At 72.8% G+C, this 21964-nt stretch carries 16 protein-coding genes; 6 read left to right on the top strand and 10 right to left on the bottom strand.

Features of this window, described 5'->3' with window-relative positions; genetic code table 11:
* Positions 1–2 precede the first annotated feature (2 nt).
* From ACLBKU_RS16480 to ACLBKU_RS16455, 6 genes are read right to left on the bottom strand one after another with little or no spacing between them, the layout of a single operon-like run.
* The gene (locus tag ACLBKU_RS16480; protein ID WP_410180655.1) at positions 3–743 is read right to left on the bottom strand and encodes an ABC transporter ATP-binding protein; all 741 of its coding nucleotides are present in this window, start codon (positions 741–743) and stop codon (positions 3–5) included.
* Positions 740–1555, bottom strand: a complete 816-nt coding sequence (locus ACLBKU_RS16475; protein ID WP_410180654.1) for an ABC transporter ATP-binding protein — start codon at positions 1553–1555, stop codon at positions 740–742. The genes ACLBKU_RS16480 and ACLBKU_RS16475 overlap by 4 nt, the downstream gene beginning before the upstream one ends.
* Positions 1552–2388, bottom strand: a complete 837-nt coding sequence (locus ACLBKU_RS16470) for an ABC transporter permease (RefSeq protein ID WP_410180653.1) — start codon at positions 2386–2388, stop codon at positions 1552–1554. Before ACLBKU_RS16470 ends, ACLBKU_RS16475 begins: the two co-directional genes overlap by 4 nt.
* Complete coding sequence (locus tag ACLBKU_RS16465) at positions 2385–3410, bottom strand: ABC transporter permease (RefSeq protein ID WP_410180652.1); 1026 nt, start codon at positions 3408–3410, stop codon at positions 2385–2387. The genes ACLBKU_RS16470 and ACLBKU_RS16465 overlap by 4 nt, the downstream gene beginning before the upstream one ends.
* Entirely contained in the window at positions 3391–4632 is a 1242-nt protein-coding gene (locus ACLBKU_RS16460; protein ID WP_410180651.1) for an alanine racemase, read from the bottom strand. The genes ACLBKU_RS16465 and ACLBKU_RS16460 overlap by 20 nt, the downstream gene beginning before the upstream one ends.
* The gene (locus ACLBKU_RS16455) at positions 4632–6080 is read right to left on the bottom strand and encodes an N-acyl-D-amino-acid deacylase family protein (RefSeq protein ID WP_410180650.1); all 1449 of its coding nucleotides are present in this window, start codon (positions 6078–6080) and stop codon (positions 4632–4634) included. Before ACLBKU_RS16455 ends, ACLBKU_RS16460 begins: the two co-directional genes overlap by 1 nt.
* Positions 6081–6155: 75 nt before the next feature.
* On the opposite strand from ACLBKU_RS16455, the gene ACLBKU_RS16450 reads away from it, so the two are divergent.
* Genes ACLBKU_RS16450 through ACLBKU_RS16435 form a run of 4 tightly spaced genes read left to right on the top strand, consistent with a single transcriptional unit; the run spans position 6156 to position 10826 of the window.
* Positions 6156–7703, top strand: coding sequence for an ABC transporter substrate-binding protein (locus tag ACLBKU_RS16450; protein WP_410180649.1), 1548 nt, complete (start codon positions 6156–6158; stop codon positions 7701–7703).
* A complete protein-coding gene (locus tag ACLBKU_RS16445; protein WP_410180648.1) occupies positions 7700–8989 on the top strand; it encodes a serine hydrolase domain-containing protein in 1290 nt (429 codons plus the stop codon). Before ACLBKU_RS16450 ends, ACLBKU_RS16445 begins: the two co-directional genes overlap by 4 nt.
* Entirely contained in the window at positions 8986–10446 is a 1461-nt protein-coding gene (locus ACLBKU_RS16440) for a M81 family metallopeptidase (RefSeq protein ID WP_410180647.1), read from the top strand. The genes ACLBKU_RS16445 and ACLBKU_RS16440 overlap by 4 nt, the downstream gene beginning before the upstream one ends.
* The gene (locus tag ACLBKU_RS16435) at positions 10443–10826 is read left to right on the top strand and encodes a hypothetical protein (protein WP_410180646.1); all 384 of its coding nucleotides are present in this window, start codon (positions 10443–10445) and stop codon (positions 10824–10826) included. The genes ACLBKU_RS16440 and ACLBKU_RS16435 overlap by 4 nt, the downstream gene beginning before the upstream one ends.
* On the opposite strand, the gene ACLBKU_RS16430 is transcribed toward ACLBKU_RS16435, so the two are convergent.
* The gene (locus ACLBKU_RS16430) at positions 10819–12831 is read right to left on the bottom strand and encodes an alpha-amylase family protein (RefSeq protein WP_410180645.1); all 2013 of its coding nucleotides are present in this window, start codon (positions 12829–12831) and stop codon (positions 10819–10821) included. The two genes, ACLBKU_RS16435 and ACLBKU_RS16430, sit on opposite strands and share 8 nt — an antisense overlap.
* A gap of 105 nt (positions 12832–12936) precedes the next feature.
* On the opposite strand from ACLBKU_RS16430, the gene ACLBKU_RS16425 reads away from it, so the two are divergent.
* On the top strand, positions 12937–15303 hold the full coding sequence (locus ACLBKU_RS16425; protein WP_410180644.1) for a transketolase: 2367 nt from the start codon (positions 12937–12939) through the stop codon (positions 15301–15303).
* Positions 15304–15327: 24 nt separating this feature from the next.
* Here ACLBKU_RS16425 and ACLBKU_RS16420 read toward each other — a convergent pair whose 3' ends face one another.
* The gene (locus ACLBKU_RS16420; protein ID WP_410180643.1) at positions 15328–16668 is read right to left on the bottom strand and encodes an MFS transporter; all 1341 of its coding nucleotides are present in this window, start codon (positions 16666–16668) and stop codon (positions 15328–15330) included.
* 79 nt (positions 16669–16747) lie between these two features.
* Here ACLBKU_RS16420 and ACLBKU_RS16415 point away from each other — a divergent pair, with 79 nt between their 5' ends.
* The gene (locus ACLBKU_RS16415) at positions 16748–18727 is read left to right on the top strand and encodes a serine hydrolase domain-containing protein (protein WP_410180642.1); all 1980 of its coding nucleotides are present in this window, start codon (positions 16748–16750) and stop codon (positions 18725–18727) included.
* 13 nt (positions 18728–18740) lie between these two features.
* On the opposite strand, the gene ACLBKU_RS16410 is transcribed toward ACLBKU_RS16415, so the two are convergent.
* Together ACLBKU_RS16410 and ACLBKU_RS16405 are read right to left on the bottom strand one after the other, a co-directional pair.
* Complete coding sequence (locus ACLBKU_RS16410) at positions 18741–20255, bottom strand: hypothetical protein (RefSeq protein ID WP_410180641.1); 1515 nt, start codon at positions 20253–20255, stop codon at positions 18741–18743.
* Positions 20252–21937 carry a ribulokinase gene (locus tag ACLBKU_RS16405; RefSeq protein WP_410180640.1) on the bottom strand — a complete coding sequence of 562 codons (1686 nt, stop codon included), beginning with the start codon at positions 21935–21937 and terminating at the stop codon, positions 20252–20254. Before ACLBKU_RS16405 ends, ACLBKU_RS16410 begins: the two co-directional genes overlap by 4 nt.
* Between the last annotated feature and the right edge of the window lie 27 nt (positions 21938–21964).

The following is a 21964-nucleotide window of genomic DNA, read 5'->3' as shown; positions in this document are numbered from 1 at the left end:
TCTCAGCTATCGACGGAGAGATAATTGGCGACCAGCCGCCGCGCGGCCTCGGAACGGGGTGCGGCGAGCACCTCGGCGGGCGGGCCCTGCTCGACGATCCGGCCGGTGTCCATAACCAGCACCCGGTGCGCCATGTGGCGGATGACGGCGATGTCGTGCGATACCATCAGCATCGCGATCGGACGGGCGGCCTGAAGCGCGAGCAGCAGGTTGAGGATGCGCGCCTGCACCGCAAGATCGAGCGCCGAGGTCGGCTCGTCGAGGATCAGCAGCTCCGGATCGGTCGCGAGCGCCCGGCCGATCGCGATGCGCTGGCGCTGACCGCCCGAAAGCTGGTGCGGGAAGCGGGGGGCGAAATCGGCGGGGAGCCCGACCTGCCCGAGCAACCGCTCCGCCAGCGCGCGCCGCTGCGGCGCGGCGCGCGGGGCGGCGAGCGCGGCGGTCTCGGTCAGGGTCCACCACAGAGGCTTGCGCGGATCGAGCGAGGCGAAGGGGTCCTGGAACACGAAGGCGATCGCGCCCTTGGGCGGCGGAGCATCCTCGCCGCGCCAGAGGATGCGCCCGCTGTCGGCGCGTTGCAACCCGGCGATGACGCGCGAGGCCGAGGTCTTGCCGCAGCCCGATCCGCCGAGGATGCCGACGAACTCTCCCGGCGCGATCGCCAGCGACACGCCATCGAGCACGGGACGCTTCGCGCCGCGCGGCTGCCAGCGCAGGTCCTCGGCGACGATCAGCGCACTCACGGCTCGGCCCCCGCGACCGGCAGCATCTGGCGGGGTGCCGAGCGTTCGGGCAGCGCGGCGAGCAGGTGCCGTGCCTCGGGCGAGGCCGGGCGGGCGAAGACCTCAACGGCGGGCCCGCTCTCCACTACCCGCCCCTCGGCCATCACCAGCACCCGGTCGCAGCAGCTGCGCGCCGCGCCGAGGTCGTGGGTGATGAACAGCAGGCCGGACCCGCTCTGCCGCGCACGCCCGACCAGCAGCCGCAGCACCTGCGCCCGCACCGACACGTCGAGCGCCGTCGTCACCTCGTCGGCAAGCACGACCGCGGGCGATCCGGCGAAGGCCATCGCGATCAGCACGCGCTGGCGCTGCCCGCCGGAGAGCTGGTGGGCAAAGCGCCGCATCAGCGCGGCTGGATCGGGCAGGTCCATGTCGCCCAGCAGCCGGCAGGCGCGCGCGGGACGATCGGCGCGGGGTATCCCGGCGGCCGCGAGGATGTCGCCCATCTGCGCGCCGATGCTTCGCGTCGGACTGAGCGCGGTCATCGGGTCCTGGAAGATCAGCGATATGCGGCGGCGCCGCAGATCGCGCAGTGCCTTCGGCCCGAGCCCGTCGATCGGCGTGCCCGTCACCGCGATGCGGCCCGCCACCTGTTCGAGCGCCGCGGGCAGCATCCCCGTCGCCGCCAGCGCGGTCAGCGACTTGCCGCTGCCCGACTGTCCGACCAGCCCGACGATCTCGCCCGGGTGCACGGTGCAGTCGAGGTCCTCGATCAGCATCCGGCGATCGGAGCGCCGCCGGATCGACAGGCCGGTGATCGCCAGCGGGATCATGGCGTGCGCTCCTGCCGCGGGTCGAGGATGTCGCGCACCGCGTCGCCCAGCAGGTTGAACCCCGCCGCCGCAAGCACCAGCGCGAGGCCTGGGAACAGGCCGAGCCACCACGCGTCGGCCATGAAGTGCCGGCCCGAGGCGACCAGACCGCCCCACTCGGGGCTCGGCGGCTGGGCTCCGAGCCCGATGAAGCCGAGCGCGGCGGCGCCGAGGATCACCGCGGCTATGTCCATCAGGCCCTGCACCAGCATGATGCCCGCGAGGTTGGGCAGCAGGTGATGGCGCATGATGTGCCACCGACCCGCCCCGGCCAGCCGCGCGGCCTCGGTGAAGCCGCGGTCGCGCAGCAGCAGCGCCTGCGCCCGCGCGAGGCGCACGAACACCGGCAGGCGAACGATCACCAGAGCGATGAGGGCGTTGACGAGGCTCGGTCCGAGCGCCGCGGCGAGCGCCATCGCCAGCACCAGCGCGGGCACGGCGAGCAGCACGTCGATCACCCGCATCAGCGCCGCGTCGGCCCATCCGCCTGCCAGAGCCGACAGCGTCCCGGCCAGCGTGCCGAGCGTCACGGTCGTCCCTACCACCAGCAGCGCCGCCATGAGTGATGGCCAGGCCCCGTTGGCCAGCCGCGAGAACAGGTCGCGGCCGAGCTCGTCGGTGCCCATCCAGTGAAGCGCCGAGGGCGGCTGGAGCCGGCGCGCGAGATCGATCGCGTCGGGCGCGTTGCCCGCCACCAGCGGGCCGAGCACCGCAAAGCCGAGCAGCAGCGCCACCAGCACCGCGCCCACGACCCCCGCCGCATCGCGCGAGGCCTTGTGCCACGCCGCCGTCATGCCTTGTGCAGCCTCGGATCGAGCACGCCGTAGAGCAGGTCGACGGCAAGGTTGGCGGCGGAGTAGAACACCGCGGCGAGCAGGGTGAAGCCCATGATCGCCGGGAAATCGAGCCCCGCGACCGCCTCGAGCGTGTAACTGCCAAGGCCCGGCCAGCTGAAGATCGCCTCGGTCACCACCGCGCCCCCCAGCAGGTCCGCCAGCAGGATCGCCGCCGTCGTCAGGAACGGGACCAGCGCATTGGGGAGCGCGTAGCGGGTGAGCACGACCCATTCCGAGAGGCCCGCAGCGCGGGCGCGCCGGACATAGTCCTCCTGCAAGACCTCGAGCAGCGAGGCCCGCACCAGCCGCGCGGCCGCCCCGCTCGCCGCGAGGGCCAGGGTGATGGCGGGCAGCAACAGGTGGGCAAGCGCATCGCCGACGACGCGCCATTCGCCCGCCAGCGCGCCGTCGACGAGGTAGAGGCCGGTCACGGGCGGCGGCGGCATCAGCTCGGGCCCGAGCCTCCCGCCCGAGGGCAGCCAGTCGAGCGTGCCGAAGAAGATCGCGACCAGAACGAGGCCGATCCAGAAGGTCGGGGCCGAGATCGCGAGGGTCGAGAGGAGGCGGATCAGATAGTCGGGCCAGCGCCCCGCGGTCAGCGCCGACAGCGAGCCGAGCGCCAGCCCCGCCACGACGATCATCGCGAAAGCGGCCGCCGCGAGCTCGACCGTCGCCGGCAGCGCCTCGCGCAGCTCCTCGGCGACCGGCCGGCCCGAGCGGATCGACAGCCCGAGATCGCCCTCGGCGAGCCGCCCCATGTAGGCGAGGTATTGCAGCGGCACGGGCCGGTCGAGCCCGAGCTGTGCGCGCACCTCGGCGACCCGTGCCTCCGAGGCGAGATCGCCCGCGATCAGCCGTGCGGTGTCGTTGGGGACCAGCTGGGCGATCACGAAGGTGACGACCGAAACGCCCAGCAGCACCAGCAGCGTCGCTCCCGCCCGCCGCAGCACCCGCGCGAGGCTAGAAGAGCGTGGTGACATGGCCGGTGACCTGCCGCGCCTCGTCGACGAGGAAGAGCGCGCGCCAGCGATCGAAGGTGGTGCAGGGGTGCGAGATGCCGAAGCCGAGGACGTCGCCCACCTCGACGGCGAGCGTGCCCTCGAGAACCGCGTGCTGGTCGTAGAGGCCGGTGATGACGAGCTCGCCCTCGATGGGAACCGGGGCGGCGTGCACGCCGGGGCGATAGTGGAAGCGGGCGAGCGGCAGGCCGGCATCGTAGCCCGCATCGCGCTTGCCCAAGGCGGCGATGATGCGGCCGGGCTCGGGCACCGACTGCACCGGCGCCCAGACCTCGAGCGCGGCCTGGAGGCCGTCTCCCCACGCCGCGCAGGACGGCTCGCGCTCCAGCAGCTCGGCGAACAGCCTGCGGTAGAGGTTGTCGTCGTGGCTGATGTAGCAGCCCGAACGGATCACGGTGCGCACCGGGCGCGACAGGGTCGGGACCACCAGCCGCCGGGCGCAGCGATCGAAGAAGGCCGAGCCGCCGCCGGTGAGGATGATCTCCTCGCCCGCGTACAGGCCCTCGGCATCGGCCGTCGTGGCAAGCGCGAGCACGTCGTCGAGCATCGCCTCGACCTTCGCCGGGCCGTCGGGCTGGCCCTGGAAGACGCCCTCGAACACTTCGACCCCGCTCAGCGCCAGGCCGGGCGCAGCGGCCACGGCGCGGGCGACGGCGATCCCCTCCTCGCGACTCCGCACCCCGGTGCGTCCGCCCGGCGCGCCCATCTCGAGCAACAGGCAAAGCGGGCGACCGAGCCCCGACTGCCGGTGCGCGGCGGCAAGCCGTTCGACCCCGGCGAGGCTGTCGACAAGGCTATAGAGCTCGAAGCCGGGGTCGCCCGCGAGAAGGTCGAGCGCGAGCCGGATGTCCGCCGCGCCGACCAGCTGATTGGCATGGATCACCCGGCGAATGCCGAGATGGTGGTAGAGGCGGACGTGGTGGGCGGTGGCCGCGGTCATCCCCCAGGCGCCGTCGGCGATCTGCATCGCAAACAGCTCGGGGCTCATGCTGGTCTTGCCGTGCGGCGCGATCGAGACCCCCGTCGCCTCGAGGAATGACCGCATCCAAGCCCGGTTCGCGGCGATGGCGTCCTCGCGCAGGACGGCGACCGGAAAGAGCAGGTCTCCCTCGAGCACGCGGGCACCGATCGCATCGTCCGCCTCGTGCCAGGGCGGGAGCGACTTGTGGAGATGATCCAGCATCAGGCCGCCTCCCTGCGTCGTTCCGCGATCCGGCCGGGACGCGCGCCGGTCGCGCGGCCCTCCTCCCACACCGTGACGCCGTTGACCATCACCCACGCGATGCCGGCGCTGGGGCGGCGGGGGTCGGCGAAGGTCGCAACTTCGCGAACTTCGCGCGCATCGAACATGACGAGATCGGCCTGGGCCCCCTCCGCGAGCACCCCGCGCCCCGCGAGGCCGAAGCGCGCGGCGGTCAGACCGGTCATGCGGTGCACCGCCTCCTCGAGCGGGAACAGGCCGCGGTCGCGCGAATAGTGGCCGAGCACGCGCGCGAAGCTGCCCCACAGGCGCGGGTGGGGATGACGGTCGGCGGGGATGCCGTCCGAACCGATCATCGTCGCCGGGCAGCACAGGATGCGCTCGACGTCGCTCTCGTCCATCATGAAGTAGACCGCGCCCGCGGGCCGGAGCGCGCGGATCGCCTCGACCTCGGAGAGGCCGAGCTCGCGCGCCACCTCGGCGAGGTCGCGGCCGGCGAGCTCGGGCCGGGCGGCGCACCAGGTGATGAGCGTGCGGCTCGCCGCCGCCCAGGACCGCTCGTTGAGCGTCGTCGATCCGGCGGTGTAGGGATAGGCGTCGAGATACACCGGCTGCCGCTGCGCCGCGCGCGCGATCAGCGCCAGCGTCTCGGTGCTGCGACCGTGGTTGCGCGCGCCCGACACCTTGTGGTGCGAGACGACCAGCGGCAATCCGGCCTCGGCGGCGATCGCGATGGCCTCCTCGAGCGCGGCGACCACCGCGTCGGCCTCGTCGCGCAGGTGCGCGGTGTAGAGCCCCCCGGCGGCCGCCGCACGGCGCGCCAGGCGGACCACCTCGGAGGCGGGCGCGGCCGCCGCGAGCGGATAGAACAACCCGCTCGAGACCCCGAAGGCGCCCGCCGCCATCGCCTCGTCGACCAGTGCCTCCATCGCCGCGATCTCGGCCTCGGTGGCGGGCCGGTCGAGCGCGTCCATCACCTTGACCCGCAAGGTGCCGTGCCCGATCAGCGGCACGACATTGGTGCTCGTCCCCGCCGCGCGCAGCGCCTCCAGCCAATCGGCGAAGCGCTCGAACCGGAACCACTTACGGTCCGCCACCGAATCGAGCGGAGCGGGCAGCGCCTCCCCGGGTCCGAGCGCGAGCGGCGCGAGACTGACGCCGCAATTGCCGGTCACCACGCTCGTCACGCCCTGGCTGATCTTCGGTTCGAGCAGCCCCTCGAGCAGCGCGGCGTCGTCATGCGTATGGGCATCGATGAAGCCGGGCGCGAGCACCTTTCCCCCGGCGTCGCAGACCGTGTCGGCGGTCCACCCCTCGAGCGCGCCGACCCCGGCGATCCGCTCGCCCGACACCGCCAGCGCGCCGCGGAACGGCGGGCGGCCCGTCCCGTCGACCAGCACAGCATTCGCGATGATCCGGTCGACGTGCAACAAATCCTCCCTGACGGAATAATTCCGATACGAAACGCTATTTCCATAACGATTGTGGTTCGCTACGCAAGCGACATGGCTCCCCGCGGCTTCCTCGCCCTGCTGATCGCCGCCCTGATCGCCTTCCTGCCCGGCGCGGCGGCAGCCGACACGCTGAAGGTGGGCCTCAGCACCCGCGCCGGACCCTTCGACTTCGCCATCGCCCCCGCCGCCGACCAGACGCTGGCGGTGCGCGCGGCCTACGAGACGCTGGTGCGCAGCACGCCGGGCGGCGGCTACCGCGGCGGCGTGGCGGCGGGCTGGAGCACCTCGCGCGACGGGCTGGTGTGGACCTTCCGGCTCCAGCCCGGCCGCCGCTTCGCCAGCGGCCGCCCGGTGGATGCCGCGGCGGTGGTCTTCACGCTCGCCCGGCTAAAGGCGATCGGACGCGGCAATGCGAGCCTGCTGGGTGACCTCGTCGCCTCGGCCGAACCGGCAGGGCCGAACGCGGTCCGGCTCAGGCTCATCCACCCCTCGCCCGCGCTGCTCGCGCTGCTCAGCGACCGGATGACCTCGATCATCGACCCCTCCATCGCCAACCGGATTCGCGGCGATCGTTGGGGCAGCCAGTGGCTCGCGACGCGCACCGCGGGATCGGGCCGCTTCCAGCTTCAGCCGGGCAGCCAGCGCGGCATCCACATCCTGACGGTACAGCCCCATTGGCGGCCCCTGCCGGGCGATCCGCAGGCGCCGGCGCAGGGCTTCGACCGGCTGGTCTACCGCGAGATCGTCGATCCGACCGTGCGCCGGCTGGCGCTCGAGAAGGGCGAGATCGACATCGCCTTCCTGCTCCCGAGCCAGGAACAGAAGCGCCTCGCGCGCACGCACCGCGCGGTCCTGCACCGCGCGCCGATCCTCGCCTTCAACAACCTCGCCTTCAACCTGCGCAGCACGGCGGTCGCGGACGTGCGGCTGCGGCGCGCGATCGGCCATGCGATCGATGTCGCGGGGATCATCCGCTACATCCGCGGCGGAACCGCGCTGCCATTCGCGGGGCCGGTGCCGCCCTCGATGCTGGGGCATGGCGCAAGCCGCCGCTTCACCCATAATCCCGCGCTGGCGCTGCGGCTGGCCGCCCAGGCCCGCACGCCCGCGCGGCCGCTGCGCTTCATCTATCCCGGCGTCTCGCCCGAGACCGACACCATCGCGCAGTACATCCAGGCGGCCCTCAAGCCTCTCGGCCTCGACGTGCGGATCGAGCGCCTGTCGGTGCCCGCCTACCTCGACCGCATGGCGCGCGGCAGCTACGACATGGTGCTGCAAGGCGCGGTGATCGACTTCAACGACCCCTCGGCGATCATGAACGCGTGGTTCGAGCCGAGCCGGGCGGGCATCTCCAACCCGGCGCGCTACGGCAATCCCCGGGTGACCGCGCTGATCCGCCAGTCCGAGCGCGAGATGGACCCGGCCCGCCGCCGCCAGCAGATCGAGCAGGCGGCGCGGCTGACCCACGCCGACGTGCCCTATATCTACCTGTCGCAGACCGTGATGACGATCGCCGCCCGCAAGGACATCAGGGGGATCACCATCGATCCCTTCGATGCGCTCAACCTGCCGGTCAACACGATGCGGCGCGGCTCGTGAGCGTCGGGGGGCTGGATCGCACCCTTGCCTCGGCCTGCGAGGCGGCGGGCGTCGGCGCGGCGAGCCTCGCGGTGCTGGACCGGGGACGCATCGCCGAGGCGGGGTATGGCATCGCGCGCCCCGACCTGCCGTTCCGCATGGGCTCGATCGCCAAGACCTTCACCGCCGCGCTCGTCCACCTGGCGGCGCGCGAGGGTCGGCTCGATCTGGACGCGCCGGTGACGCGCACGCTGCCGGGCTTCCGCCTTGCCGATCCCGAGGCGACCGCGCTTCTCACCGCGCGGCACCTGCTGACGCACCGCGGCGGCTTCTTCGGTGACATCTTCGACGACGAGGGCTGCGGGCCCGATGCCATCGAACGCTACGTCCGGCGGCTCGCGGGCGCCGAGCAGACCGTCCCGCCGGGGACGCTCGCCTCCTATTGCAATGCGGGCATCGTGCTCGCCGCGCGACTGGCCGAGGCGGCGCTTGGAGAGGATTGGGAGAGCCTGTTCGCTGCGCGGCTGGCGCGGCCGTTCGGGCTGGATCGCACGATTCCGCGGCGCACCGACCCGGGGCAGGCAGTGATGACCACCGCCGCCGACGCCGTGCCCGCGGGCGACCCGGCGCTGCGCGCGCTCGGCCCGGCGGGGGCGACGCCCTATGCGAGCGCGGGCGACCTCGTCCGCTGGGCCGCGGCCCTGTGGCAGCCCGCCCCGGCAGGGCTCGGGTTGATCGGCGCGATGACCCGGGACGAGGTGCCCTCGCCCTCGGCGAGCTTCGCGCTCGGCTTCGGGCCGGGGCTGATGCGCTTCAGCGCGGACGGCGCGGTGTGGGGCCACGACGGCGCGGTGCCCGGGCAGGCGAGCTTCCTGCGGATCGCGCCTGCCGCCGGGGTGGCGGTGGCGCTGATGGTCGCGGGCGGCGATGCGCGGCTGGCGGCGCAGGCGATCCTGCCGCAGCTGCTCGCGGACCTCGCCGGAAGCACCCTCCCCGCCCCGCCGACACTGGAGGCAGGCGCCGCCGATCCCGCCGCGCTCGGTGCGGTGCTCGGCGAATGGCGCGCGCCGCGCTATCGCATTGCGGTGCGCCGCGCAGGCGCTCACGCGGTGGCGCGCTTCGCCCCGGCCGCCGATGCCGGCGACCAGACCGAGAGCTACGAGGTGGCGCTCCACCCGATCGGCGGCGGCGCCTTCGCGAGCCTCCTGCCCGGCTCGCGCGTTCCGAGCCTCCAGCAATTGCACACCGGCCCCGGCGGGGAGAGCTTCCTCGCCTTCCGCGGGCGCCTGTTCCGCAGGGCCCCATGACGGGGACACCGCGCGTCTTCGCGGCGGCCTTCGGGGTCGAGGTCAACGCCTTCTCGCCGCTCGCCACCGGCCGGCATGACTTTGCCGCGCTGAGCTACCATCCGGCCGGCACGCTCGGCGCCGCGGTGCCGCTGATCGCCGCACCCTTCGTTCCGCTCCGCCGCCTCGCGCAGGGGGGCGCGATCACGCTCGTCGAGGGCATGGTCGCCGGCGCGCAGCCCGGCGGCCCGCTGACCCGCGCGACCTACGAGGCGCTGGCGGGCGAACTGCTCGGCGATCTCGCCGCGGCCGGGCCGGTCGATTGCGTCGTGCTCGGCCTGCACGGGGCGATGAGCGCGCAGGGCCTGCCCGACTGCGACGGGGACCTGATCGCGCGGGTGCGCGCGATGATCGGCCCCAAGGCGGTGCTCGCGGTGCTGTTCGACAGCCACGGCACGCTGTCGCAGGCGATGCTGGACGGCGCCGACCTGCTGGTGTGCTACAAGGAATATCCCCACACCGACATCGCCGAGAGCGCCGAGAAGCTGGTGCGGCTGGCGCTCGCGGCGACGCGCGGCGACATCGCGCCGCGCGTCGCCGTCCACGATTGCCGGATGATCTCGGTCTACCACACGATGCACGGCCCGATGCAGGCCTTGGTCGCCGAGCTGCGCGCGCGCGAGGCGCGAGGGCTGGCGCTCGACATCTCCGTCGTGCACGGCTTCATCTGGGCCGACACCCCCGACACCAGCGCGAAGGTGATCGTCACCACCGACGGCGACGCGCCCGCCGCGGCCCGGATCGCGGGCGAGATCGGCGCGCGGCTGAGGGCGCTCGCCGGCACGACCCACGCCCCGCTGGTGGCAATGGCGGAGGCGGTGCGGTGCGCAGCCGCTCCCCGCGCCGCGCCGCTGGTGCTCGCCGATACCGCCGATAACCCGGGCGGCGGCGCTCCCTCGGATTCGACCTGGCTGCTGCGCGCTCTCGCCGCGGCGGGGGTCGGCGATGTCGCGGCGGGGATCATCTGGGATCCGGCCGCGACCGAACTCGCGCTCGCGGCCGGGCCCGGCGCGCGGCTCGACCTGCGCATCGGCGGCAAAGCCTGCGCGCTCTCGGGCGATCCGCTCGACCTCGAGGTGCACGTGCTCGCCGCCGCGGAAGCGGCGAGCGTGCCCTTCGCGGGAAGCGAATGGCCGATGGGCCAGGCGGCGGGGCTGCACGTCCCGGCGCTCGACTGGTATCTGGTGGTGAGCGCGCGGCGCACCCAGTGCTTCGCCCCCGAGGCCTTCACACGGCTGGGAATCGACCCGGCGCAGCGGCGGGTGGTCCTCGTCAAATCCTCGCAGCATTTCTACGCCGCCTTCCAGCCGCTCGCGGGCGAGGTCCTGATCGTCGATGCGCCGGGCGTGCTCGACCATGACCCGCGCCGCCTGCCCTACCGCCACGTCACCCGCCCGATCTGGCCGCTCGACCCGTGACCCGCGCGCTCGACGACTGGTTCGCCGCCTATGCGGCCGAGCTCGAGGCGGGCGACCGGCCCGCGATCCTCGCGCGCTACCATCCCGAGGGCGCGTGGATGGTCCGCAAGGGCGTGCCGCGCCTCCTCGATTTCGCCGCGCTGACCGAGCGCTACCTCGGCGCGGCGTGGCAGCCGCCGGCCCGCTTCGCCTGGGCCGACCTGCGGATCGAGCTGGTGGGCAGCGCGGGCGCGCTCGCGGTGGGGCAGTTCGTGTGGGAGCGCGCCAACGGGCGGCGGGAGCTCATCAGCTACACCGGCCTGCTGCTGCGCGTCGAGGAGGCATGGAAGATCCGGCTCGAGGACGAAAACCTCGCCGAGATCCTCCGCCCGCCTAGCTGATCTCGATCATCTGGTGGCCCGCGAAGGAGGGCACGTGGACGTGCCAGCGCCCGCCCTCCTCGCGCACCGCGAGCGGGGTGCCCTGCGGCACCAGTTCGGCGCGCGCGACGGGCCGCGCGAGCGACAGGTCGACCGGCCCGATCGAGGGCAGCGCGTCGACCACCTCGATCGGCCCCAGCACGTAGCTCCCCTTGAGGCGCCGCTCGCCGTGCAGCAGGTGCACGACGTGGCGCCCCTTCCCGGGCTGCGCACGCAGGTTGAGCGTCGCGGTCGGCGGCAGGCCCTCGGCGGCGATCAGCGGCTCGCCGAGCAGGTCGCGGATCGTCGCCATCACGAAGTGCCGCAGGGTCGAATGGCCCATCATCCGGTAGAGCGTGAACAGCGGGAACGGCAGCCACGCGATCCCGCCCTTGCGCACGCCCGCCGCCAGCCCCGAGGGGTCGGCGGCGGCGTGGGCATGGACGTGTCCGTAGAAGTGCTGCGGGCGGCGGTTGAACAGGGCATCATAGGTCTCGCCGAGCGATTGCCCGTCGGCGCGCGCGACGATCGCCAGCGACGGCGCCATCACGACGAAGGGCTGCGCGCCCGTCCAGCCGGGCCGCAGGTCCTCGCGCAGCAGGACATAGCGCGGATCGGACTTGGCCGGGCCGAGCAGGTCCGCGCCGCAATCGAGCAGCGGCGCGCCGGTGTCGCGCGCGAGCCCGCTCTCGCCGGTCAGCAGGATGCGCCCGCCCTCGTCGGCATAGGCCTGCAGCTTCGCGGCGAGCGTCGCATCGAGCCGCACTTTGTCGGGCAGCACCAGCAGGCGGTAGCGGCCGAAATCGGCGGCGGTGTCGATCACGTCGAACTGGAAGTGGCACTCGGAGAGGATCCGCGCCGCGCCCTCGTCCTCGACGCAATGCCGCGCCTCGCGGCTGATCGCGCCGGGCTGGGCGACGCCGACGCTCGAGAGGAGGCCGATCTCCGCCACCCCGTGCGATCCCTCGCACCACGGCTCCTTGGCCGCGGTCTCGGCGAAGATCTCGCCCATCAGCGCCCAGGCGGCCGGATCGGGCACGCCGGTGGAATCGAGCTGGTCGCCGATACACACCTTGGCGCCGTTCGCGAGCATCGCGCCGGTCTCGTAGCGCAGCGCGTCGGGATGCTTGTAGGACCCGAGCTCCCCCCAGATGAGGTGGAACCGCGCCGTCACCGCGATCCGGTCGAGCCCGAGCGTCTCGCCGTAGCGCGCCGAGATCGGCAGGTGGTCATAGCCCCAGCCGCCGGTCGGCAGGGCCTCGATCTCGACATGGCTCTGGTAGGAGAAGAAAGTCCGGTCGCCGCGCGGGACCATCGAGGTGTTGTGGAACAGCGAGATCGGCCGGTCGCCGACCACTTCGGCGATCGCCTGGAAGTAGCCCTCGAGCACCCGGCCGCGGTGCACGAGGCGCTGCGCCGGATCGGTCCAGTCGAGCCCGGCCCGCGTCATCGCCTGCTGGCAATGGACGCAGGCGCACGGCTCCTGCTTGATGATGTCGAGCCACAGCCCGTCCGCCTCGGGATAGCGCTCCAGCATCTCGGCGACCTGCGCCACAACGTGATCGCGATAGGGCGTGCCGAGGCACATGTACTTCCACGCCGCGTCGAGATGGTTGCCGAGCAGGCAGAAGAACTGCCCGTCCGCGCCGACCTGCCGCCAGTCGACATGGGCGGCCGCGTTGCGCTCGTCCCAGCCGACCGACAGGTAGAGCACGGTCTCGATCCCGCGGCTCTTGAGCGCGGCGACCTGCGCATCGAGCAGATCGAAGCCGAGCCCGGGGTGCCGCTCGCCGACCGTGCTGTCGTAGTAGGACCAGCCGTGGTGGCACTTGCCGAACAGCACGACCGACTGGACCTGCGCGTCAGCGATGGTATCGGCGAAGGCCTGCGCATCGAACCCCTCGCCGACCGCACCGACTGCGGCCGGGGTGTGGAAATCGAGGTGCACCTGCCGCCACGGCAGGACCGTCCGATGCGCAACACCCATGGAAGACTCTCCCGCTTATTTTCCGAAAAGACAATTTCGTTTCCGATTGGAATTCTGCTAGCAGGCAGCACCCAGCCTGAAAAGAGCTAGATGGAGATCAGGCCGATGCCCAGAACGATTGCGCCCAGCGCGCCCACCGCCCCGCAGCCGCTGGCGCGCGACCGGCTCGCCCAGCTCGAGGCGCTCGATCAGCGGCTGCTGTGGCTGAGCGCGTGGACGATCCACAACGCCAACCACCTGCGCGAGAGCGTCGACGGGATCAAGGTCGGCGGTCACCAGGCGAGCTGCGCGTCGATGACCGCGATCATGGCGGCGCTCTACTTCCACGCGCTCGGGCCGAACGATCGGGTCGCGGTGAAGCCCCATGCCGGGCCGCTGCTCCACGCGATCCACTACCTGCTCGGCAAGCAGGGCGTCGAAGCGCTGCGGCAGTTCCGGGGCTTCGGCGGCGCGCAGTCCTATCCGAGCCGCACCAAGGACGCGATTCCGGTCGATTTCTCGACCGGCTCGGTCGGCCTCGGGGTCGCGATCACCGCCTTCGCCAGCCTCGTCCAGGACTGGATGATTGCGCACGGGCTGCTCGGTCACGAAGAGGCCGGGCGAATGATCGCGCTGATGGGCGATGCCGAACTCGACGAGGGCAATATCTACGAGTGCCTGATCGAGGGCTACAAGCACGACCTCAGGAACTGCTGGTGGATCGTCGACTACAACCGCCAGTCGCTCGACGCGACCACCGCCGACCGGATGTTCCGCCGCTTCGACGACATCTTCGAGACCTGCGGCTGGCGGGTGGTGACATTGAAGCACGGCAAGCTCCAGCGCGAGACTTTCGCGCGCCCGGGGGGCCAGGCGATCGCCGACTGGATCGAGACCTGCCCCAATGCCGATTATGCCGCGCTGACCTACAAGGGCGGCGCCGCCTGGCGCGAGAGGCTGGTTGCCGATCTCGCCGATCATCCCGAGACGCTGCGGCTCATCGCGGCGCATGACGATGGCGCGCTCCAGCAGCTGATGACGACGCTGGGCGGCCACTGCATCGAGACGCTCACCGCCGCCTTCGATGCGGCGCAGGACGAGCGCAACACGCTGTTCATCGCCTACACCATCAAGGGCCATGGCCTGCCGCTGGCGGGGCACAAGGACAATCATGCGGGGCTGATGACGCCGGGCCAGATCGAGGGCTTGCGCGAAAGCCTCGGGATCGCGCCCGGGGAGGAATGGGAGCCCTGGGCCGGCCTCGGCGACAATGCCGCGGCCGAGCTGCGCGCCTTCGTCGCCGCGAGCACCATCGCCGCCAAGGCCGGCGATCACGCCGCGGAGCGCGTGCCCGTCCCCGCCATCCCCGTGCCCGAGGGCGCGGCGCAATCGACGCAAGGGGCGTTCGGCAAGATCCTCTTCGAGCTCGCCAAGGGCCGCTCGCCGCTCGCCGACCGGATCCTGACGACCTCGCCCGACGTGACCGTCTCGACCAATCTCGGCGCCTTCGTGAACAGCCGCGGGCTGTTCCGCAGGCAGGACCTGCCCGACGTGTTCCGGCAGCTCAACGTGCCCAGCCCGCAGAAGTGGCAGGGCAACCCGGCGGGCCAGCACGTCGAGCTGGGGATCGCCGAGCACAACCTGTTCCTGATGCTCGCGGCGGCGGGGCTCGCCGGGCCGCTGTTCGGCGAGCGGCTGATCCCGATCGGCACGGTCTATGATCCCTTCATCGCGCGCGGCCTCGATGCGCTCAACTACGGCTGCTACCAGGACGCGCGCTTCCTGCTGGTGGCGACGCCCTCGGGCCTGACGCTCGGCGGCGAGGGCGGCGCGCACCAGTCGATCAACCCGCCGCTGATCGCAATGGGCCAGCCGGGCCTCACCCATTACGAGCCCGCCACCGCCGACGAGCTGGCGCTGCTGATGGAGCACGCCTTCCGCCACCTCCAGGCGCCCGACGGCGGGAGCATCTATCTGCGCCTCTCGACCCGCACCATCGACCAGCCCGCGCGTGCCGACGAGGGCTGGAAGCAGGGCGCGATCGACGGGGCCTATTGGCGGATCGCGCCGACCGCCGACCAGCCGGTCGCGATCGTGGCGATGGGCGCGATGATGCCCGAGGCGCTCGCGGCCCATGCGATGCTCGCCGAGGACATGCCGGGGCTCGGGTTGTTGCAGGTGACCTCGCCCGGCAAGCTCCACCGCGACTGGTCGGATGCGCGCGCAGCGATCTGGAAGCGGGGCGCGCACGCCACCTCTCCCGTCGAGACACTGCTGGCGGCGCTGCCGCCATCGGCCGGGCTGGTGACGGTGTGCGACGCCTCCCCCGCCTCGCTCTCGTGGCTCGGCGGGGTGCGCGGCCACCGCGTCAATCCGCTGGGGACGGACCGTTTCGGACAGACCGGGTCGCTGCCCGATCTCTACGGCGAATACCGCCTCGATGCCGAAGCCATCGTCGAGGCGGCGGCGGGCCTGATCGCGGGGGCGCGGTGATCCTGCGGCTCGGCGAGCCCGGGCTCAATCCGGCGCGGTCCTGAGCCGCAGGATCGCCGCGCGGTAGGGCGCGAGGGCGGCGAGCAGCAGCACGCCGCCAATCAGCGAGAGGAGCCCGGCGACGATTGCCAGCCCGAGCCCCACGGCCTTGTCGTCGCCGAAGACGAAGGAGGTCAGCGCCCCCACCCCCACCGGCCCCGCGACCATGCCCGCGAGGCTCGTCACCATCAGCACGATCGCCGCGACCCGGCCGCGCAGCGCGACCGGGGTCGCCGCCTGCACCGCCGCCGGGCCGAGCGCGACGAAGGCGCTCGAGAGGAAGGTGGCGGGCGCCATCAGCAGCACCGCGAAGGGCTCCGCGCCCACCAGCGTGACCGCGGCGGTGAAGGGCGCGTGCAGCAGCGAGGCGGCGATGATGACCCGCAGCGGCGCGTCGAGCACCCCGCGCCGCGCGAGCAGCGCCCCCGCCGCCCCCGCCGCCAGCGCGCCCGCGACGCCCGCCGCCATCAGCATAGCGCCGAGCATCAGACCGGCCTGCTGCGGGGTCCACCCGAAGTTGCGGATGAAGTGCGCAGGCAGCCAGGTGTGGCTCGCATAGCCCGATCCGGTCAGCGCGCTGATCGCGGCGAGGTAGCACAGGATCAGCCGCCGGTTGCCGCGCCACAGCGGCGCGAGCCCGGCGAAGATCGCCGCGCCCTGCGCCTGCCCGCCGGCCGCACGCGGCTCGCGGACCACCAGCAGCACCAGCAGGGCCACCGGCAGGCCCGGCAGGCCGACCAGCACGAAGGCCAGTTGCCAGTCGCGCAGCGTGCCGACCAGCGGCAGGCTGTCGGGTAGGTGGCCGACAAGGCTCACCGCCTGCGCCCCGAAGGCGAATGCCAGCCCCGCCCCGAGCGCGACGCCGGTCGAATAGACCGCCATCGCGAGCGGCAGGCGCTTCGCATCGAAGCTGTCGGCGATCAGCGAATGCGCGCTCGGGCCGAGCGTCGCCTCCCCGACGCCGACGCCCATCCGCGCGAGGAACAGCTGCGGATAGGACGCGGCGAACCCGCTCGCCGCCGTCAGCGCCGACCACAACGCGATGCCCCCGGCGACCACCTTGCCGCGCCCGGCGCGGTCCGCCAGCCAGCCGCAGGGTATGCCCGCCAGGGCATGGAACAGCGCGAAGGCCGGGCCCACCAGCAGCCCCATCTGGAAGTCGCTGACCTTAAGGTCGTGCTTGATCGGGTCGATCAGCAGGCTCAGCAGCTGCCGGTCGATGAAGGAGATGATCGCGGCGACCAGCAGGATCGCGACGCTCGCCCAGGCGCGCAGCCGAGAGATGGCCGAGAGGCGCGGGGCCGGGGCGGCGGGAACGTGGTTCACAGGCGCTATTTCCAATCCGAAACTTCTTGTCGATTGCTGAACATAACTTTACGCCTTTGTCCAGCGAGAGGAGAGTGCGATGCGTTGGATGGCGAGCGTGATGGCCGGGGTCCTGCTGCTGGGGAGCGGCCTTGCGGCCTTCGCGCAGACTCCCGCCGCGCCGCTCGCCGCCGGGCGGATCGAGGCCGCCTTCGACCGGATGTTCGGCCCGCGCGGCACGGTGCGCCATACCGGCGCGGTGATCGCGGTGGTGGAGAACGGCCGGATCGTGACGCTCAAGGCCTATGGCCACGCCGACGCCGCGGGCAAGCTGCCGGTCGATCCCGCGCGCACCCGGTTCCGGACGGGCTCGATCACCAAGACCCTTGTCGGGGTCGCGGTGGCGCAGGCCATGACCGACGGACGCATCCGCTCGCTCGACGATCCGGTGAACGCCTACCTCACCCGCTGGAAGGTGCCCGACAATCGCGGCACACCGATCACGATCCGGATGCTGGCGACCCACCAGGCGGGCTTTGCCGAGCGCCGCCAGCCGTTCATGCGCGCAGGCGACCGCTTCCCGGCGATCGACGCCGCCTATCTCGATGCCAACCTGCCGGGCTACATCGTGGCCGCCAACACCGGCAGCAACTACTCCAATTTCGGCGCGGGCCTGCTCGGCTTCATGGCGGAAGACGCCGCGAAGATGCCGATCGACCGCTACCTTGCCGCGCGGGTGTTCGGCCCGGCGCGCATGGCGCACGCTCTGGTAGCGCGCGGGCCCGAGCCGATCCCCGACGCGGCGCAGGCCGAGGTCATCTACCCCAATGGCGGCACGCGGCCGCTGCCCGACACCTGGTCGAACCACCCGATCAACCGCATGGCCGGGGGCCTTGCGATGACCGGCGAGGATGCGGCGCATTACATGATCGCGCTGCTGGGCGGCAGCCCCTCGCTCGGCATCGCCGACATCCTCGGCGAGCGCGGGCGCGCCCTCGCCTTCGCGCGCCAGGGCGGCACGCATCCGGCGGTGCAGGGCTATGGCCTGCTGTTCATGATCAACGACTGGAACGGGACCCGGCTCGCCGAACATGGCGGGCGCACGATCGGGACCAGCAGCTACATGACCCTGCTGCCCGACCGGAAGACCGGGATCTTCGTCGCGGTCACGGGCGAAGGCGGGACCACCATGCCGCTCGCGGGGCTGCTTGGCCTGCCTGCCGCGCCGCGCCCCGATGCTGCTGAGGCCGGGCGTCCCCTGCCCACTCTCAGCGGGATTCGCGCGGCGGGGGTCGAGGCGCTGCTCGGCCGCTGGCAGGCTCCGCCCGCGGTCGGCACGTCGGCGCGCGACCTTGCGCCCTATGCCGGCGACTACATCAGCCAGCGCCGCCAGATCCGCTCGGTCAGCGAGATCTTCTCCGCCAACGTCCTCGGCGGCCCCCTGCCGGTCGGCGTGGGGAGCGACGGCGCGCTGCAACTGGGATCGAGCAAGGGCTTCAAGCCGCACGGCGCGAACGTCTTCTGGCGCAGCGAGGCGCTCCAGCCCGACAAGCCCTCGGGGTGGAGCGACGTGATCGTGTTCCTGCCCGACACCGAGGGGAAACCGACCCGCGCGAGCCTGCAATATACCGACGCGGTCTATCACAAGGCCGAGGGGCTGGCGCGGCCCGCCCTGTGGAACCGGGCGCTGGCGATCGGCGTGCTGGTGCTGCTGACCGGGGTGCTGGCGCTCGCCTGGGCGAAGGGCAGCCGCGGGCGCTGGCTCGCGGCGGGGATGCCGCTCGCGCTGCTCGCCTCGCCGGTGCTGTTCTTCCGCTCCTGGGCCGCCGCGCCGGTCGAGCCGCTTCAATATGTGCAGACCACGAGCATGGATCTCGTGCCCTTCCAGATCTGGATGAACCTCGTCGCGGCGGGCGTGCTCGGCCTTCTGGTGCTCGCGGCGCTGAGTGTCCGCGAGCCCGCGACCGCGGGCTGGCGCGGCGGGCTCGCGCGCTGGCACCTGCGGCTGCTCGGCCTCGGCGCGATCCCGCTGCTGTTCGCCTTCTGGAGCTACGGGCTGATCGGGTGGAACGTCGGCTGACGCGCCGCCGCGCTCACCCGTCGGCGAGGTAGCGCACCCGGAAGCCGAGCCGGCGCGACAGGGCGACCATCTCGCCGAGGATGTCGCCATAGCAGACCGCGATGTGGTTCGACTGGTAATGCGCCATCAGCCCGTCGCGGCCGATGCCGAGGTCGGCCATCATGATCGGCCATTCGGGGGTGGTCGCGTCCCAGGTCGCGCGCAGCGTGTCGCGCGGCAGGGTGACCACCTCGCCGCTGCCGACGTCCATCACCGGCTCGCCGTCGTCGAGCCACGCCCGCGCCCAGGTGATCGCGCCCGCGAGGCTCTCCCCGGCGAAACTGCCGCCGGGGGTGGGGAAATATTGCGCGGGCTGGCGGAAGCTGTGCACGCCGGCGAGCGTGTCGGGATCGTGGTTGAAGGCATAGGCCCCCGCCGATCCCGAGTTGAGCAGCACCCACAAAAAGCGGCCCTCTTGCGCAATCCCCCAGCGCACGTCGTGGAAGGCGACGCTCTGGTGCAGGCCCTTGGCCTTGAGCAGCCGCTTCATCATCTCCATCGGCAGGACGTTGCCCTGGTCGGCCTCGGTCGCATCGACGATCGTGTCGCCGTTGCCCTCGGGGCGGCAGGTCGAGTTGAACAGCCCCTCGGCGAAGTCGGAAGGCGGGCGCTGGTGGATGAGGCCGAGCTGGTACTGCCAGCCGATCGCGTCCGCGCCGAACTCGTCGACCATGTCGAGCACCGCGAGGTAATCGCGCAGCTGCTCGCGCGTGGCGTTCTCCGTGAAGTCGGCGGCGTTGACCGCGCCGTAGTGGAAGGTGACCCCGCGGTCCTTCACGAAGGCGAGCGCATCGTCGATCCGGCGCTCGGCGACGCGGCGGCCGTAGTCGATGATCCACGCCTGATCGACCTTGTGCTCCGAGAAGCCGAGCCGGTGCAGCGTGCGCACCCCGAAATAGCCGTTGGTCATCCCCATCGAGGTGTCGCCGAGCATCAGCACCAGCGGGCGCCTGGCCTGCATCGCGGCATGGACGCGCGCGGCCAGCGCCTCGGCCGCTTCGCTGACGGGCGGCGGGGTGTGCAGGCAGGCGTCGGGGTGGTGGACGGCGCCGTGCTCGCACCACGCCTCGAGCCGCGCCATCGTCTCATCGTCGGCATCGATCGGATCGGCGGTCCACAACCGGCTGTGCGCCCGCCCCTCGGCCGAGAGGCACGCGCCGGTGTTGAGCAGGCCGACGAGCCCCGGCCAGGTGCCCGAGAAATTGGAGAGCATCAGCAGCGGGTTGGTCTTGCCGACCACCCCGTCGACCGTGTGCGGGCCGTAGACCCAGTGGGTGTAGAGCCCGATCAGCGGGTCGTCGATCTGGCCGAGCGCGGCGATGGTCTCGTGCGGGCGGGTGAGAAAACCCTCGATCCGCGCGTGCCGGCGCCCCAGCCGGTCGAGCGCGCGTTCGAGCTGGGCGGTCGCCGCCTCGAGCAGCGGCAGGGCGAGCCGGTTGGGCAGATCGCGGTAGTCGCCCGGCCAGAAGATGCGGATGGTGTCGCTCATGGTTTGGCTCCTTGCTGGGACGGGTGGGCGCGCTGCCGGATGGCGCGCAGGTCGCGCATCATGCCGGCAAGCGGTGACGCGCCCTCTCCGAAGGCATCGTGGAGGGCGAGGTAGTGGCCGTAAAGCCGCGCATAGACCGCCGAGCGTGCCGGATCGGGCGTCGCGGTCGAGGCCGCGGGCGGCACCATCGCGCCTTGCGCGGCGGCGACATCGGGGTGGAGCCCGGCGGCGAGGCTGGCGGTGATCGCCGCGCCGCGCGCGCTCGCCTGGTCGGCGCCGGAGACCGCTATGGGAACCCCCAGCACATCGGCAAGGATCGTGCGGGCCAGCGCGTTGCGAGTGACCACCCCGCCCGACACGGTGATCGCGCGCACCGGCACCCCGGCGGCCTCGAACTGGTCGCGGATGCGCCGCGCCCCGAAGGCGCTCGCCTCGAGCATGGCGCGGAACAGGTGCTCGGGCCGGGTCGCGAGGGTCGGGCCGATCACCAGCCCCGACAGCGCCGGGTCCATCAGCACCGAACGGTTGCCGTTGTTCCAGTCGAGCGCGACGAGGCCGCTCTCCCCCGGCGCGAGCCGCGCGGCTGCGGCAGAGAGCTCGGCGATCGCGGTGCCGACCGGCTCGCCCGGGCGCAGCAGGCGTGCGGCCCAGGCGAAGAGGTCGCCGACCGCCGCCTGCCCCGCCTCGATGCCCGCGAGCCCCGGCACGACCGAACCGTCGACAGCCCCCGCGAGCCCGCGCGCCGGGATCGCCCGCGCCGCACGATCGACCACGGCGATGTCGCAGCTGCTCGTGCCGATGATCCGCACCAGCGTGCCCGGCGCGACCCCGGCGCCGAGCGCGCCGGCATGGGCATCGAGCAGGCCCGCGGCGACCGGGATGCCGGGCTCGAGCCCCAGCCGCCCGGCCCAGGCGGCGCACAGCGCGCCGGCGGGCCGCGTGTGGCTGCGCGGCACGCCGAGCGGACCCGCGGCGCGCGCGAGGTCGGGGTGGAGGCCTGCCAGGATCGCAGGATCGGGCCAGCCGCCGCACTCGGCGTCCCAATGCCCCTTGTGTCCCGCCGCGCACACCCCGCGCACCAGCCCCGCGACGTCGTCGAGGCCGCACAGCACCGCGGGGACGAAGTCCTGCAACTCGGCGAAGGCCGCGGTCATCGCGCCGACTGCGGGGTCGACGCGCAGCAGCTTCAGGAGCTTGGCCCAGAACCATTCGGAGGATGTCGCCCCGCCGGTCGCCGCGAGCCGCGCGGGCTCGGCGCGGGTCAGCGCGGCCGCGAGTTCCTCGGCCTCGGCGGCGGCGCTGTGGTCCTTCCACATCCACGCCTGCGCCGCGGGGCGCGTGGCCATGCCGGGCAGCGCCGCGACGGGCTGCATCCGGGCCGTGACCGGCAGCGGGGTCGAGCCGGTGGTGCACACGCCGATAGCAGCGACCCGGGGCGCGCCCGCCGCCGCCAGCGCGGCGCGCACCGCCTCGGTCAGGGCGTCGAGGTAATCGGCCGGGTTCTGCCGCGCGATATCGGGGTCTGCCGGATCGGTCAGCACGCCCTCGACCCCCGAGGCATAGGCGCCCTCGCCCTCGCCGAGGATGCGGCTGTCGCCCGGCGCCATCACCACCGCGCGCGCTGCCGAGGAGCCGAGGTCGATCCCGAGGACCGCGCGCTGGTGGGGCTTGCTGTCGACCATGTTTCCTCCCGCCTGCCAGCTAGCAGA

The organism is Erythrobacter sp. NE805 (genome assembly GCF_046452355.1).
Classification (GTDB): domain Bacteria; phylum Pseudomonadota; class Alphaproteobacteria; order Sphingomonadales; family Sphingomonadaceae; genus Erythrobacter.
Note: the sequence above shows the minus strand (reverse complement) of the source record. Positions and strands in the feature narration are given on the sequence as shown.